Origin of the sequence: Stenotrophomonas terrae (assembly GCF_001431465.1) — a bacterium.
Classification (GTDB): domain Bacteria; phylum Pseudomonadota; class Gammaproteobacteria; order Xanthomonadales; family Xanthomonadaceae; genus Stenotrophomonas; species Stenotrophomonas terrae.
On sequence record NZ_LDJJ01000015.1, the window covers coordinates 36,810 to 49,626 of the forward strand.

At 64.4% G+C, this 12,817-nt stretch carries 13 protein-coding genes; 4 read left to right on the top strand and 9 right to left on the bottom strand.

Annotated elements, in window-relative coordinates; all coding sequences use genetic code 11:
- Positions 1–3 precede the first annotated feature (3 nt).
- From ABB27_RS05450 to ABB27_RS05460, 3 genes are read left to right on the top strand one after another with little or no spacing between them, the layout of a single operon-like run.
- The gene (locus ABB27_RS05450; protein WP_057627223.1) at positions 4–1,128 is read left to right on the top strand and encodes a Gfo/Idh/MocA family protein; all 1,125 of its coding nucleotides are present in this window, start codon (positions 4–6) and stop codon (positions 1,126–1,128) included.
- 19 nt (positions 1,129–1,147) lie between these two features.
- Positions 1,148–2,020 carry a sugar phosphate isomerase/epimerase family protein gene (locus tag ABB27_RS05455; RefSeq protein WP_057627224.1) on the top strand — a complete coding sequence of 291 codons (873 nt, stop codon included), beginning with the start codon at positions 1,148–1,150 and terminating at the stop codon, positions 2,018–2,020.
- A gap of 42 nt (positions 2,021–2,062) precedes the next feature.
- The gene (locus tag ABB27_RS05460; RefSeq protein ID WP_244479150.1) at positions 2,063–2,362 is read left to right on the top strand and encodes a c-type cytochrome; all 300 of its coding nucleotides are present in this window, start codon (positions 2,063–2,065) and stop codon (positions 2,360–2,362) included.
- A gap of 9 nt (positions 2,363–2,371) precedes the next feature.
- Here the strand turns inward: ABB27_RS05460 and ABB27_RS05465 are convergent, their stop codons facing one another.
- From ABB27_RS05465 to ABB27_RS05485, 6 genes are all read right to left on the bottom strand, one after another.
- Positions 2,372–3,115: a 3-keto-disaccharide hydrolase gene (locus ABB27_RS05465; protein WP_425477500.1), complete on the bottom strand. Its 744-nt coding sequence runs from the start codon at positions 3,113–3,115 to the stop codon at positions 2,372–2,374.
- Between the two features lie 17 nt (positions 3,116–3,132).
- Entirely contained in the window at positions 3,133–3,708 is a 576-nt protein-coding gene (locus tag ABB27_RS05470) for a gluconate 2-dehydrogenase subunit 3 family protein (RefSeq protein ID WP_057627225.1), read from the bottom strand.
- Positions 3,708–5,393 (bottom strand): GMC oxidoreductase, encoded by a 1,686-nt coding sequence (locus tag ABB27_RS05475; protein ID WP_057627226.1) that lies wholly within the window; start codon positions 5,391–5,393, stop codon positions 3,708–3,710. Before ABB27_RS05475 ends, ABB27_RS05470 begins: the two co-directional genes overlap by 1 nt.
- 27 nt (positions 5,394–5,420) lie before the next feature.
- The gene (locus ABB27_RS05480; protein ID WP_211263675.1) at positions 5,421–6,317 is read right to left on the bottom strand and encodes a hydroxypyruvate isomerase family protein; all 897 of its coding nucleotides are present in this window, start codon (positions 6,315–6,317) and stop codon (positions 5,421–5,423) included.
- Between the two features lie 78 nt (positions 6,318–6,395).
- The gene (locus ABB27_RS19630; protein ID WP_152984450.1) at positions 6,396–6,701 is read right to left on the bottom strand and encodes a hypothetical protein; all 306 of its coding nucleotides are present in this window, start codon (positions 6,699–6,701) and stop codon (positions 6,396–6,398) included.
- Between the two features lie 27 nt (positions 6,702–6,728).
- Entirely contained in the window at positions 6,729–7,280 is a 552-nt protein-coding gene (locus ABB27_RS05485; RefSeq protein WP_057627227.1) for a single-stranded DNA-binding protein, read from the bottom strand.
- A 253-nt stretch (positions 7,281–7,533) separates the two neighbouring features.
- On the opposite strand from ABB27_RS05485, the gene ABB27_RS05490 reads away from it, so the two are divergent.
- Complete coding sequence (locus ABB27_RS05490) at positions 7,534–8,565, top strand: LacI family DNA-binding transcriptional regulator (RefSeq protein WP_057627273.1); 1,032 nt, start codon at positions 7,534–7,536, stop codon at positions 8,563–8,565.
- A 193-nt stretch (positions 8,566–8,758) separates the two neighbouring features.
- On the opposite strand, the gene ABB27_RS05495 is transcribed toward ABB27_RS05490, so the two are convergent.
- From ABB27_RS05495 to ABB27_RS05505, 3 genes are all read right to left on the bottom strand, one after another.
- Positions 8,759–9,139 carry an SseB family protein gene (locus tag ABB27_RS05495; RefSeq protein ID WP_057627228.1) on the bottom strand — a complete coding sequence of 127 codons (381 nt, stop codon included), beginning with the start codon at positions 9,137–9,139 and terminating at the stop codon, positions 8,759–8,761.
- Positions 9,140–9,424: 285 nt separating this feature from the next.
- The gene (locus tag ABB27_RS05500; protein WP_057627229.1) at positions 9,425–11,140 is read right to left on the bottom strand and encodes an alpha-amylase family glycosyl hydrolase; all 1,716 of its coding nucleotides are present in this window, start codon (positions 11,138–11,140) and stop codon (positions 9,425–9,427) included.
- On the bottom strand, positions 11,140–12,621 hold the full coding sequence (locus ABB27_RS05505) for an MFS transporter (protein ID WP_057627230.1): 1,482 nt from the start codon (positions 12,619–12,621) through the stop codon (positions 11,140–11,142). The genes ABB27_RS05500 and ABB27_RS05505 overlap by 1 nt, the downstream gene beginning before the upstream one ends.
- Between the last annotated feature and the right edge of the window lie 196 nt (positions 12,622–12,817).

The following is a 12,817-nucleotide window of genomic DNA, read 5'->3' on the forward strand; positions in this document are numbered from 1 at the left end:
CCGATGCCAAAGCTTGGAATCGCCATCGTCGGCACCGGCATGATCGCTGCCGTGCATCGCCGCGCGGTATTGCTGGCCGGTGCCGAATTGCGTGGCGTAGCCGCCTCCTCCCCGCAGCGCGCAGTCGAGGTGGCGCAGGCGTGGGGTGCCCCGCGCGGCTACCACAGCATCGAAGACATGCTCGCCGATCCACAGGTACAGGTCGTGCACGTCTGCACGCCCAACCATCTGCACCGCCCCATCGCGCAGGCCGCGCTTGAAGCTGGCAAACACGTGGTCTGCGAGAAGCCGCTGGCCACCACGCTGGAAGACGCCCAGGCGCTGGCGGCATTGGCGGCGTCGACCGGGCTGGTCGCCACCGTGCCCTTCGTCTACCGCTACCACCCGGTGGTGCGCGAGGCGCGCGCTCGCATCGCGCAAGGCGAACTGGGGCCGTTGCACCTGATCCACGGCAGCTACCTGCAGGATTGGCTGCTGGCCCCTGCCAGCAACAACTGGCGCGTGGACCCAACGCTGGGCGGCGTGTCGCGCGTGTTCGCCGACATCGGTTCGCACTGGTGCGACCTGGTGGAATGGGTCAGCGGCGAGCGCTTCACCGAGGTCAGCGCGGCCTTCGACACGGTGATCGCCGAACGCGGCGCCGTCACCGGCCAGAGCTTCAGCACACCGGCGGCGGGCGGCGCGATGCAGGCGGTAGCCAGCGAGGACGTGGCGGCGGCGATGTTCCGTACCGGCGCCGGTACGCTGGCGTCGTTGACGGTCAGCCAGGTATCGGCAGGGCGCCGCAACCGTCTGTGGTTCGAAATCGACGGGGCCAAGGCCAGCCTGGCATTCAATCAGGAGGATGCCGAGCGGCTGTGGATCGGCCTGCCCGACCAGCGCGAGGAAGTCTTCGTGCGCGGGCCGGGTGCCGGCAGTGCCGAACAACGCCGGCTATCGGTGTTGCCGGCCGGTCACGCGCAGGGCTACGCCCAGTGCTTCGAGGCGTTTGTCGCCGACACCTATCGCGCCATCGACGGCGAGCAGCCGCAAGGCCTGCCCACCTTCGAGGACGGTGTGCGTTCGGCACGCATCGTCGATCACGTCATTGCATCGGCCAGGACACGCGCCTGGACCGCCATCGGTTGAATTCCCGGAGGATGTCTTGATGAACATCGCTGCTCGCAGAACTGCAACCCTCGCCCTGCTGTTGCTCGCTGCCCTGCCCGCCTTCGCACGCGACAGCGCCGGTCCGCAAGCGCCGATCGCGGTGCAGATGTACACCCTGCGCAACGCCGGCTCGCTCGACCAGCAGTTGAAGATCGTCCACGACGCGGGCGTGCGCGCGGTGGAAACCGTTGGTACGCAGGACGTCAGCGCTGCCGAACTCAAGCAGCTGCTGGACCGATATTCGATCAAGGCAATTTCATCACACGTGCACCTGGCCGAGTTGCGCACCGGCCTGGATGGCGTGGTGGACTTCAACCGATCGATCGGCAACACGACGCTGGTGGTGCCCTACCTGGCCGAGAAGGAGCGCCCAACCGATGCCGCGGGCTGGACCGCGCTGGGCCGGGAACTGGGCCAGATCGCGAAACAGGTGCGGGCCAAGGGCATGCGTCTGGCCTACCACAACCACGACTTCGAGCTGGTCGACTTCAATGGCAGGACCGGGCTGGAACTGCTGTTCGCAGCGGCCGGCCCTGAGCTGCAGACCGAACTGGACCTGGCCTGGGTTGCGCGTGCAGGCCTGGACCCGGCGGTGATGCTGGGTAAATTCCGTGGCCATGTATTCGCAGTACATGCCAAGGACAATGCACCGGCAGGCCAGGCCGAAGACGAAGGCGGTTTCGCCGCGGTTGGCCAGGGCGTGCTGGACTGGAACGCGATCCTGCCTGCCGCCGCAGCGGCCGGCGTGCAGTGGTACATCATCGAGCACGACCAGCCACGCGACCCGGCCAAGGTCATCCAGGCCGGCGCGGACTACCTGCGTGAACACCTCAACCCCGCGGTCCCCGCCAGCGCCAATGCACGGCGCTGACGCGTGAAGGATTCCCGCTTGCAAACGCGCTTGCACACCTGCTTGAAACCGATCCTCACCATGGCGGTGGTTCTATCCGGCGCGATGTTTGCACTCACTGCGTGGCCCAAGGACGATCCTGCAGCCGCCGGTGCGCAGCTCTACGCAACGCATTGCATTGCCTGCCATGGCGCAACCCGGGCGGGTATTCCGCCGACGTTTCCCGCGCTCACGGACGTGGCCAAGCGGCTGCAACCGGCACAGATCAAGGACAAGATCAGGCAGGGCGGCGGACTGATGCCGCCCTTCGCCCAGCTGTCGCAGCAGGAGATCGATGACATCGCCGTTTTTCTGGCGAACTAGAAGCAAGGCCTAAAGCTCGCGCACCCAGATGTTGCGGTAGCTGACCTTGGAATCATGCTCCTGCAGGTAGAGCGGTGCGCAAGCATGTGGCGCGTACGAAGGCGCGCCGATGTACTCGGTCTTGCCCGCCAGCACGGTGTCGTCCTGCACCAGCACGCCATTGTGCAGCACGGTGATGCGGGCTGGCGTAGTGAGCCCGCCGCCCTGCGAAAAACGTGGTGCCTTCCAGATGATGTCGTAGCTCTGCCATTGCCCCGGTGCGCGCGAGGCATTCACCAGCGGCATCGCCTGCTTATAGATCGAGCCGGCCTGGCCGTTGGCATAGGTGGCGTTGTTGTAACTGTCGAGCACCTGCAGCTCGTACAGCGCCTGCAGGAAGATGCCGCTGTTGCCACGGTTCTGCCCCTCGAACCCCTTGGTTTCGACAGGCGTGCGCCACTCCACATGCAGCTGGATGTCGCAGAAGGACTGCCGGGTGCGGATGCCCTTGCTGCCCGGAACCACCGTGAGCGCACCATCGGCAACGGACCAAGGCACGCGCCCGCCCTGCTCGGATTCCCACGCCGAAACATCCCTGCCATCGAACAGCACGATCGCGTCGGATGGGGCGATGCCTACCGGCGTGGCCACGATCGTCGGCACGGGCGCCCACACTTCGGTCGTCTTAGGATCGCGCGCGTGGTCGCCGGCGGCCTGCGCAAACGCAGGTGCCGCAGCCAGCAGGCAGGCCGCCATCAGCACGGGGCCGATCATCAGATCGTTGCGGTCCATCAGCTTGTCCCCCACGCGGGCGTACCAGGAACATACGCCAGCTCACCGTCGTAACGCCCCGGCACGGCGACGTATTGCAGCACTTCGGTCGCGCCGACCTTGGAGGTGAAGAAACCGAAAATCGCCAGTTGCTTGATCATCGTGAAGTAATGCGGCATCACGCCGTCTTCCTGGGCGGTGCCGGTCTCGGTCACCCTGACCGCGTGCGCTTTTGCTTCCGCATCCAGCGCGCGCAGGAGTTCGGTGCGGGCCTGCGGCGTGAGCGATACGAAGCGGCCACCGGCGCGCTTGTCGATATCAACCAGGCCGGCGCGGAACGTCTCCTGCTGCGGAGCGGTGTAACAGTCGCTGACGAACCGCACCATGAAAAGCCCAGCGCCGGCGTCCTTCGCCCCCGGCGTCTTGGTACGCGGCAGGATGGTCTCGGCAATCTCGTCCAGCATGCCGGCATCGGCAGCAGAGAAGAGTGCTTTCGCCCCCGCGGCCGGAGACTGTGCCTGCACCAGCGCGGGCAAGCCGATCATCGCCGCGCCGGTAGCGGCGACAATCATTTTCAGCAATTCACGACGATCCATCACAGGTTCCCCGTTTTCAGTTCGCGCACGGCATGGTCGGCGGCCCGTGCCGTCAGCGCCATGTAGGTCAGCGACGGATTCACACAGGCGCTGGAGGTCATGCAGGCACCGTCGGTCACGTAGACATTGGGCGCGTCCCAGACCTGGTTGTGCTGGTTCAGTACCGAATTACTGCGATCACGCCCCATGCGCGCGGTCCCCATTTCGTGGATACCCTTGCCCGGGGCGTAGTCGTTGTCGTGCATGTTCACGTCCTTGACGCCTGCGGCCTCCAGCATCTCGGCGGCGTCGGCAGCCATGTCCTTGCGCATGGCCAGCTCGTTCGCGCGCATCGCTACGTCCATCGCCAACACCGGCAACCCCCACTTGTCCTTGCGGTCCGGGTCCAGCCGGATCGTATTGTCGTGGTGCGGCAGCATTTCACCGAACCCGGTCATGCCGATACGCCAGTCGCCTGGCACGGTCAGCGCCTCCTTCAGGTCGGCACCGATGTTCAATTCGGCGATCTCGCGCGACCAGCCGGTGCGACTGGCGCCGCCCTGGTAGCCAAACCCGCGCAGGTAGCCACGCTTGTCCGCGGCGACGTTGCGAAAACGGGGAATGTAGAAACCGCAGGGGCGACGACCGAAGTAGTACTTGTCTTCATAACCCTCAATGCGGCCGGAGGCGCCGGCACCGAAATGATGGTCCATCACGTTGTGCCCCAGCTCGCCGGACGCAGAACCCAGCCCGCCTTCCCAGACATCGGTGGCCGAGTTCATCAGCAGCCAGGTCGAGTTGAACGAGGACGCATTGAGGAAGATGACCTTGGCCGTGTACTGATAGGTCTGCCCGGTCTCGGCATCGATGACCTCCACGCCCCGCGCACGCTTGCGGTCCTTATCGTAGAGCACTTCCTTGACGATCGAGAACGGCCGCAAGGTCAGGTTGCCGGTTTTCATCGCCGCCGGCAGCGTCGCCGCCTGGGTCGAGAAGTACGCACCAAAGGGACAGCCCAGGATGCACTTGTTGCGGTACTGGCAGTTGACGCGGCCCTGCTCCGGCATGGGCTGGGTGATATTCGCGGTGCGCGAGTGGATCATATGGCGCGTACCACCGAATGCTTTTTTGATCCGCGCGGCCACGTCCTTCTCGACGATGTTCAACGGGATCGGCGGCAGGAACTCGCCGTCAGGCAATACATCCAGTCCCTCGCGCGTGCCGGCGATGCCGGCGAACCTCTCCACGTGGTCGTACCAGGGCGCGATGTCGGCGTAACGGATTGGCCAATCGGTAGCGATGCCGTCCTTGAGGTTCGCCTGAAAATCCAGGTCAGACAGGCGATAACTCTGCCGCCCCCACAACAGCGAGCGACCGCCTACGTGATAGCCACGGTACCAATCGAACCGCTTGGTCTCGGTATAGGGCGATTCCTTTTCATCAGCCCACATGCCTTCAAGGTTCTCAACCAGACCGTAGTCCCGCATCAGCACCGGATGATCGGCCTTCATCGCCTGTGTTGGCCGGTTGCGATGTGGGAAATCCCACGCCTCCTTCATCGCATTGACGTAGTCCTTGATGTGCTCGATGTTGCGTCCGCGTTCCAACATCAGCACCTTGAGGCCCTTCTCGGTCAGCTCCTTCGCTGCCCAACCGCCACTGATTCCCGAGCCAACGACGATGGCGTCGTAATGATTGTCTGCCATGGGTATTTCACCTGGGTGGATATCGTTTCAGACGTCGCAGAGGCGGATGGCCTCGCGCAGCGAGTTGACGGGATCTGCTGCGGCAGGCATGAACTCCTGCGCCAGATACCCTTCGAAACCGGTGTCGCGGATCGCGCGACAGATGGCGGGATAGTGCAGTTCCTGCTGGTCACCGATCTCGTGCCGGCCAGGCACGCCTGCGGTGTGGTAGTGCTTGAAGCAGGCATGATGCTTGCCGATGGTGGCGATGATGTCGCCCTCCATGATCTGCATATGGTAGATGTCGTAGAGCAGGCCGAAATTATCCGAACCGATCCGCCGGCACAGCTCCACGCCCCATGCGGAGTTGTCGCACAGGTAGTCGTGGTGATCGACCTTGGAGTTCAACAGCTCCATCACCAACACCACGCCGCGCTTCTCCGCATGCCCGAGGATGCGCTTGAGCCCCGCTTCGGCATTGGCCATGCCTTCCTGCGGATCCATGCCGTTGCGATTGCCGGAAAAGCAGATCAGGTTGCGATAGCCGGCATCGGCCACCAGATCGATGTGCCGCATATAGCGCTGCACCAGCTGGTCGTGGAACTGGCTGCCGGCAAAGCCCTTGTCCAGGCCAATCTCCGCGCCGTTGCACATCGAGCTGTACACGCCATTGGCCTTCAGCGTGGGCCAATCCTCCGGGCCTACCAGGTCGATGGCGGCAAAACCGATGTCCTTCACCGTCCTGCAGAGCTGGGCAACCGACTGCTGCGGGAACGTCCAGCGGGCCACGGAATGCTTGAGGTTGCCTTTGAGCGGTGCAGCGGCAGCAAGCGCAGGTAGCACACCGGCCACACCCAGGCCAAGGCTCCCGGCGACAGCAATGCGCAGCGCATCGCGCCGGGTGAGCACCGGGGCCGGTGCCGGTTCGATCGAATGGATGGACATCCACCTTCCGGCCTCCCAGCCGGTAACAAACGCTGACGATTGGCAGCAATGCAATCGATTGCACCATAAAGGAGGGAATCAAATTTTTGCAAGACGCGGTGCACGAAAACCCATGCTGCGCGGCACAACGTCTGCCGCACCGGTTGCTGCGTGTTGGTGATGGAATGTCGCAACAAGATGGCACCGTACTACCCGCTCGGCGGCGGGATCGCCGGTTGCAGCGTTGAATTCAACGGTCTGCAAAAGACCGTGGAGAAGCGCCTGGATTGCGGCCGCGCCGTTGACACACTCGATGAGGCCTGCGCGCCCATCCAGATAATGGCGCATTGAAAGGAAGAATTCTTCGGATAAAAAAAAGCCCCGTAAAACGGGGCTTTTCTTCAATCCATTTCACCAACACCGATGGGTGGCTTAGAACGGAATATCGTCGTCGGCAAAATCATCCATCGGCGGAGCCGACTGCTGCTGCGCCGGTGCCTGGCGCTGCTGCTGGCGCTGACCGCCGCCGTAGCCACCGCCGCCACCCTGGTCCTGGTTGCCGTAACCGCCCTGGCCGCCGCCCTGCTGCTGACGCGGAGCCGACTGGCGCTGCGGACGATCGCCGCCCATGCCGCCACCGCCGCCTTCACCACGGCCGCCGAGCATCTGCATTTCGTTGGCGACGATGTCGGTGGTGTACTTTTCCACGCCGTCCTGGCCGGTGTATTTGTCGTAGCGCAATTCGCCTTCGACATAGACCGAGCTGCCCTTGCGCAGGTATTCACCGGCGATCTCGCCGAGCTTGCCGAAGAACACCACGCGGTGCCATTCGGTACGCTCCTGCTGGTTACCGTCACGGTCCTTGCGCACGCTGGTGGTGGCCAGGCTGATACGGGTGATCGCCATGCCGGCCTGGGTGTACTTGGTGTCCGGGTCGTTGCCGAGATTGCCGACGAGGATGACTTTATTGATGCCGCGGGCCATAGGTTCCTACTCTTCCGTTGGGGTCCACCCGCCGGATGCGGGCAATAGCCGACGTATTATATCGTTCCCGCGACAGATATCAGTCAATCCGCGGATGCCTTGGCACGTAAGGCTTGCGCCCTCCCCGGAGCAGCTGAAGCGGCCCCAGCGCACGCCCGGGACGGGCTCAGGCCCGGCCCCGCAGCGCTTCCGCCCGTCCCTGTACCGCGTGGCCCATGGCATGATGCCCGACGTCTTCACAGCGCCAGGCATGATGGTCATCAAGGGCAAAGCCACCTCATTGGATATCGCACACATGGCGGGCGTTTCGCAGCCCACCGTGTCGCGAGCGCTGCGCGGCAGCCCGATGGTCAACGCCGAGACCCGCCAGCGCATCCTGGATATCGCCCGGCAGCTGAACTACAAGGTCGACAAGAACGCCTCCAGCCTGCGCTGCCAGCAATCCGGCACGCTGGCCCTGCTGTTCTTCGAGGACCCGACCCCGGACGACTCGCTGATCAACCCGTTCTTCCACTCGATGCTGGGCTCGATCACCCGCGCCTGCGCCCTGCATGGCCGCGACCTGCTGGTGTCCTTCCAGCAGCTGTCCAGCGACTGGCACGCCGATTTCGAGGACAGCAACAAGGCCGACGGCATCATCCTGCTGGGTTATGGCGATTACCACGAGTCGGTGGAGCGCCTGCAGCGGCTGGTCGAGCAAGGCACCCATTTCGTGCGCTGGGGCGCCGCCCTGCCCGGCCAGCCTGGGGTGTCGGTGGGCAGCGACAATTTCCAGGGCGGCTACGACATCAGCGCGCACCTGCTGGAGCAGGGTTGCCGCCACATCGCCTTCCTCGGCCATGCGTCCAGCCACTACCCGGAATTCGAAGAGCGCTACCGTGGCCACGTGCAGGCGCTGCGCGACAGTGGGCTGACGCCGGATGCGCGCCTGCAGCACGATGCCATCACCACCGAGGAATCCGGCCATGCCGCCTGTCTGGCGCTATTGGATCAAGGCATGGCGTTTGATGCGATCTGCGCGGCCAGCGACCTGATCGCCATTGGTGCCTTGCGCGCCCTGCGCGAACGTGGCCTGCAGGTGCCGCAGGACATCGCAGTGACCGGTTTTGATGATATTCCGCTGGCAGCCTCGGTATCGCCGGCGCTGACCACGGTGCAGCAGGACACCAAGCAGGCCGGCCAGCTGCTGGTCGACAAGCTGCTTGGCCTGATTGCCGGTGAAGCCGTGGAAGGGCTGACCATTCCGGTGAAGCTGGTGGTGCGCGAGTCTTCGCGCCGCGGCTGAGCAACGGCGAAGCGCGACTCGCCCCGTAGCCCCGTAGCCCCGTAGCCCCGTAGCCCGGGTAAGCGCAGCGCACCCGGGGAAAGCAAGACGATCCAATTGAAACCGGCAACCACGCGCGCGATCAGGCACAGGCCCCGGGTGCGCTGCGCTTACCCGGGCTACAGGTGTTCGCGTAGCGGGGACGGCGGCTCTATCAGGTGAAATCCTTGAGGATCTCGCCCACGCCCGATGGCGATATCTCAAACCCCAGCGGGGTGCCGGGGTTGATCACCACGCCATAGCCGCCGGGCACCCGCCGCAGCACCTCCAGCATCAGCATGCGGATGTTGTGCGGGGCCTGTTGCTGGTGGAAGCCAACCCGCGTCATATCGGTGAATACCGCCACATGCAGCACACCCTGTTTGTCGAACAGCAGTGGATCAAAGCCGCTGCCGTCGGGCGTGACCAGGCTGCCGGTCAGCAACACCACCTCGGACGCCACGAAGGCCTGCATGAAGGCGCGGATCGGCAGTTTGCCTTCCATTGCGGTCTGCAACAGGGTTTCGATGGGGGTCTGTGGGGGAAGCTGGTTCATGCGATGCCGCCGGGAATGCCTGGGGGCGGATTGTAGCGGGTGGGGCTGGTGGCGTCGCAAAGGCGGGAGCGGGAGCTGGGGCAGACGCAGAAGCAAGAGCTACCCCTCCCCGACCCTCCCCTTGCCTGCGGCAAAGGGAGGGAGACAAGCAAAGCCTGCCGCTCGTCACGATCAGCCCCCTCCCTTTTGCGCAGCAAAGGAGAGGGTTGGGGAGGGGTGGCTTTGGGCGCGAAGCTGAAACTGCCCCCCCCTCTCCCGCCTGCGGGAGAGGGGCTCAAGCGGGCGCTACTGCGCCAATCTCTTGTCCCGCGCGATCTGATCCGCCATCGCCGCGTCCAGCTGCGCCTGCAGCTCGCTCTGGTTCACCTGCGCATCGAGCACGAACACCTTGACGCCATGCGCCGGCACCTCGGCCTGCAGCGTGTGCTTCACCTTTACGCTGCCGCCATCCAATGCATCACGCCACTGCCCGGCCTGCAGATAACGACTCACCTCGAACGTGTGCGCGGCATCGCCCTTGTTCAACAGCACCAATACCGTCTGCGCGGTATCGCCCTGCTGCAGCACGCGGTAGAACACCGCCTCGTCGCCCTGCAAGCGCTCGTTGACCTGCAGGCCACGCTGCAATGCGGGCGTTGCTTCGCGCAGCTTGGCGATGCGCTGCAAGGGCGCGAAGATCGGACTCTGCCCTGCAGCATCCACACGCTGCTGGCCGAAGTAGGCACGGTTGCCGGCATGCTCGGCACGGCCGCGCATGAAGCCGATTTCCGAGCCGTAATAAAGCACCGGAATACCGCGTGCGGTGAACAACCAGTTGTGCGCATCGATGAAACCGGCGTCGCTGGCATCCAGCCGCGCCATGTCGTGGTTGTCGTAGAAGCTCATCAGTGCGTATGGATTCGCATACGGGCCACCGCTCAGATGCAGCGGTTCGGCCAGGGCCTCAAAGCCCTTCTGCTCCTTGCCGAACACCGATGACAAAGCGCCACGCAGCGGGAAATCAAGCACGCTGACATTCGCGTTCGACGGCCAGGTGTGCTCGGCAATCTTGGCCGCGTCGTAGTCGAAGGCTTCGCCGAACATGAACATGCCCGGGTGCTCGGCGCGGATGCGCTGCACGAATTCATGCCACCACGGGTGCGGCAGCCAACCGATGGTGTCGATGCGCAGGGCGTCCACGCCTTGCGCGGTCCACTGCAGGTAGGCACCAACCAGATAGTCCATCACCGCCGGATTGTGCTCGTTGAAATCCGACAGCTCGGCCAGGTTGCCGTCAAAGATCGAGCCCTTGCTGCCATCGACCGGGCCGATGTTGTTGTAGAACGCGTGCAACGGGTTGTGCTTCGGGTCGAGCTTGTCCGGTGCCAGATTCTGGTGGTCAGCGATCAGCTTGCCGTCCTTGTCGAAGATCTGCCCGAACTGCGGCTGGCGCTTGGGCATGGTCCAGGCCGGGGAACCGTGGTTGCCGACGATATCCAGCACCACCTTCAGCTTGGCGTCGTGCAGGCCCTTGGTCAGCCCGGCGAAATCCAGATCGGCGCTGGGCAGGTGTTCGTCCAGCTTGTAGAAGTTGATACCCCAGTAACCGTGGTAGCCGGTCTTGCCGCGGTCGGTCAGCGTGCTGGTGCAGCTGATCGGCTTGCTGCCGGTGAAGGCCTGGTCGGGGTTGTCGATGATGGGCGTGATCCACACCGCGCCAAAGCCGAGGTTGCGGATGTAGTCGGCGTTGTCCAGCACGCCCTTGAAGTCGCCGCCGAGGTAGCCGATGTTGCCGTCAACCTTGTCCGGGCATGGCACCGGAATATCGAAGCTTGGGTGCTCGCCACCCTGATCGCGGTGATCGTTGCTGACATCGCCATTGACGAAACGGTCGGTGACCACGAAGTACACCGCGTCACTGGCAAACGGCTCGGTGGTGCCGATGTACTCCGGCCGGTTGCCGGCCAAAGCCGTACCCGCCACCAAGGCCAGACCCACCGCTGCTGCCAAACGACTACGCATCACACCACCTCCTGTTGCGACGGAACCCGCAATACACACAGCCCGGCCACGAACAGGCTGCAACCACCCAGCACCAGCACGTGGATGGGGTCACCGCCCAGCCAGTTGCGCAGGGCAAAACCCAGCGCGCTGGCCGCGACCAACTGCGGTATCACGATGAAGAAATTGAAGATGCCCATGTACACGCCCATCTTGGCCGCCGGCACGCTGTCCGACAGCAGGGCATACGGCAAGGACAGGATCGATGCCCAGGCAAAACCCACGCCCACCATCGACAGCAGCAGCCAATGCGGGTCCTTGATCAGCATCAGCGAGATCAGCCCCAGCCCACCCAGCCACAGGTTGACCAGGTGGCTCCAGCGCAGGCCGATCGCGCGCACCATCAATGGAATGATCAGCGCAGCCACCGCGGCAAAACCGTTGTAGGCACCAAACAGCACGCCGACCCAGTTTGCGCCTTCGTTGTAGGCCGCGGTCTGCGTATCGGTAGAGCCGAAATGGGTGCCGGCTACCGCTGCGGTGGTGTAGATCCACATCGCAAACAGTGCAAACCAGGAAAAGAACTGCACCCAGGCAAGGCGCCGCATCGTGCCCGGCATGCTGCGCAGGTCGTCGACGATGGTGGCCAGCATATGCGTGCCCGGCAGCACCCGCGCCACCGCCAGCAACAAACCGTAGCTGGCACACAGGCCCGCCAGCACATAGAGCATGCGATCACCTTGCCGCCACGCGATCAGGGCCGCCAGTACCACGCCTAGGCCCAGCCATAGACCGATCTGGCGCCACTGCGGCGGGCCACCCACACGCTGTGCGGCGTGTACCGGCGACGGCTCGGCATCATCGAAGCTGGCCAGCTCGGCCGGCGAGTACTCGCGCGTGCTGAACACGGTCCAGCTCATCGCCAGCAGCAACACCACGGCGCCAAAATAGAACGCATAGCGCACGGTATCGGGCACTTCACCGGGACCGGCCGTATTGGCCACGCCGAAGTGGGCCAGGATGAAGGGCAGAAAGCTGGCCACCACCGCGCCTACGCCGATGAAAAAACTCTGCATCGAAAACCCGGCCGGGCGCTGCCTGGGCGAAAGCTGGTCACCGACGAAGGCGCGGAACGGCTCCATCGAGATATTGATCGATGCGTCCAGCACCCAGAGCGTGCCTGCCGCAATCCACAGCGTCGGCGAATTCGGCATGACCAGCAGGGCCAGCGTTGTCAGCACCGCGCCGATCATGAAGTAAGGCCGGCGGCGGCCCCAGCGCGTCCAGGTGCGGTCGGACAGGTAGCCGATCACCGGCTGCACCAGCAGGCCGGTCAGGGGTGCGGCGATCCACAGCCCCGGCACCGCATCCATCGGCGCGCCCAGCGTTTCAAAGATACGGCTGGCATTGGCGTTCTGCAGCGCGAAGCCGAACTGGATACCCAGGAAGCCGAAACACATGTTCCAGATCTGCCAGAACGACAGCTGCGGTTTGCTATTCATCAAGCGCTTCCCCCCTCCGGGAATCACGGATGCGATGGTTGGGCGCGGATGCGCTGCGGCCATGGTAGAGGGCGCACCTGTGATCTGCACCGCCGTTGCATACGTATTCAATGCGGCATTGCGCCCACGGCGGCCTGCGCCGGGGAATAGTGGCGCCACGTGCCGCCCCGCAGGGCCGGCGCGCCGACCAGAACCC

What these genes read in the sequence shown, in the direction of transcription:
- ABB27_RS05470 (WP_057627225.1), bottom strand. Translation starts at nt 3,708, where the DNA reads ATGGATCGTCGTGAATTGCTGAAAATGATTGTCGCCGCTACCGGCGCG.
- ABB27_RS05505 (WP_057627230.1), bottom strand. Translation starts at nt 12,621, where the DNA reads ATGAATAGCAAACCGCAGCTGTCGTTCTGGCAGATCTGGAACATGTGT.
- ABB27_RS05475 (WP_057627226.1), bottom strand. Translation starts at nt 5,393, where the DNA reads ATGGCAGACAATCATTACGACGCCATCGTCGTTGGCTCGGGAATCAGT.
- ABB27_RS05480 (WP_211263675.1), bottom strand. Translation starts at nt 6,317, where the DNA reads ATGTCCATCCATTCGATCGAACCGGCACCGGCCCCGGTGCTCACCCGG.
- ABB27_RS05455 (WP_057627224.1), top strand. Translation starts at nt 1,148, where the DNA reads ATGAACATCGCTGCTCGCAGAACTGCAACCCTCGCCCTGCTGTTGCTC.
- ABB27_RS05450 (WP_057627223.1), top strand. Translation starts at nt 4, where the DNA reads ATGCCAAAGCTTGGAATCGCCATCGTCGGCACCGGCATGATCGCTGCC.
- ABB27_RS05465 (WP_425477500.1), bottom strand. Translation starts at nt 3,115, where the DNA reads ATGATCGGCCCCGTGCTGATGGCGGCCTGCCTGCTGGCTGCGGCACCT.
- ABB27_RS05495 (WP_057627228.1), bottom strand. Translation starts at nt 9,139, where the DNA reads ATGAACCAGCTTCCCCCACAGACCCCCATCGAAACCCTGTTGCAGACC.
- ABB27_RS05490 (WP_057627273.1), top strand. Translation starts at nt 7,534, where the DNA reads ATGGTCATCAAGGGCAAAGCCACCTCATTGGATATCGCACACATGGCG.
- ABB27_RS05500 (WP_057627229.1), bottom strand. Translation starts at nt 11,140, where the DNA reads ATGCGTAGTCGTTTGGCAGCAGCGGTGGGTCTGGCCTTGGTGGCGGGT.
- ABB27_RS05485 (WP_057627227.1), bottom strand. Translation starts at nt 7,280, where the DNA reads ATGGCCCGCGGCATCAATAAAGTCATCCTCGTCGGCAATCTCGGCAAC.